Here is a 1549-nt window from a genome sequence, read left to right on the forward strand (position 1 = left end):
CAACATCTTTCTTGCTACATATTTGTCCGCATACGTTTTTTGGGTTTCCTTCTCTTCCCATTCCCTGATAATCCATTGATCGAGAGTGTCCAAGTACGCATTGGCAAGAAGGGGTGAGATGATTCCGCCCTGTTGCGTACCTAGGGGATTTACTTCTAGTTCGTCCATAATCCCCGCTTTGAGCATTTTGTTAATGATGACCAGAACTCTTCGATCCCGTATTCCCATATGCCAAAGTTTCTTGATTAATTTGGTATGGTTCACTTCGTCAAAGAATTTGGAAATGTCACCCTCGATAATCCAATGGTATCCGGTGTGATGGACAATATTCGTCACTCTCCCCAGTGCCATGTGAGCGTCACGCATGGGACGAAAACCGTACGAATGGATAAAGAATTGCGCTTCAAGAATCGGCTCCAGTACAGAGCGCACGCATTCTTGTACGATTCTATCGACGATGGTGGGAATGCCAAGCGGCCTTTTCTCATCCGGTTTGTTTAGTTTCGGGATGTATGTCCTGCGAATCGGATGAGGATTGTAGTTTCCAAAAGCGCTTTGTACGCCTGCGATAACTCGTTCATAATCGCTTTCGAGAATATCCCGCATTCTTTGACCGTCTGTTCCCGGCGTTTCGCTGCCATGGTTGCTTTTGAGTTTGTGGATTGCTGTCAGAATAGCCGTTTCGGAAGACATGATTTCAATTAAGCCTTTTATTTTTGGGCTTTCTCCACCCGTCATGCAATCGCGAGTGTATTGATACATGTCATCTAGGATTTTGCGAAATTCAGATTCGTTCTTTGGATAGTCGAATTTTTGCGCCAGTGGACATCACCTCCTAATTCGGAAGATTTGCCACATGGCTTTAGTCAGGTATGCTCAACGGCTTCCTCGACAGGTTGTCAACTTCATTGTGATTCTGCATGACTATGCCCCTTCGCCATGTACAAGGCTTTCCCTTGCTCGGACTACTATGGGCTGCTGCCCCTCAGATTCAATGGTCATTTCCTACCATTTCGCGGCACCAAGGTATACCCCTCTTGCACGTCCGCGTCTGAGGATCACTTGTTCCTCACATCCTAGCCTTACATATCGCTTTAGCCTTCCTCTTTATCCCGTCAATCGTCTTTTTGCCCACAGTTGGCGGGCGCAAGACTTTAACCCTATGTTGGGCTAAAACAGTTCACAGCAGGAGAAAATACCGTGACCGCGATTGATCCCACAGCGTGGGCGAGCATCTTCTTATTCGATACCCTTGGCATTTCGAGACGTACATACGAGGATTTCTGGTGTGTAGGCATGGCGATTTTATGGCACCCCGACTACTCTCTTACCATCACAGGCTTGATTTCACCGACTTTACCGAGCTTCATACCTCGCGATGGTACAACCGCGACGCATGTCGGAAACTTAGGCTTGAATTGCCAACCTTCAATTCAGACAGGAACTTCCCCTGTCAACTTGGATGTAAAGTTAGACATCGATTGTACTGATGTCCTCCGGCTTTGTCAGACGTTACCGCCTGGGTTGAGCCGGAAACAAGTCACACTTC

General features: G+C 47.2%; 1 protein-coding gene. It reads right to left on the bottom strand.

Going from position 1 to position 1549, the window contains the following annotated elements; genetic code table 11:
* Positions 1–762 (bottom strand): reverse transcriptase domain-containing protein (locus OIN60_RS03760; RefSeq protein ID WP_305753549.1); only part of this gene is annotated, 762 nt, incomplete at its 3' end.
* Positions 763–1549 lie beyond the last annotated feature (787 nt).

It is taken from the genome of Paenibacillus zeirhizosphaerae, assembly GCF_030705605.1.
GTDB lineage: Bacteria > Bacillota > Bacilli > Paenibacillales > Paenibacillaceae > Paenibacillus > Paenibacillus zeirhizosphaerae.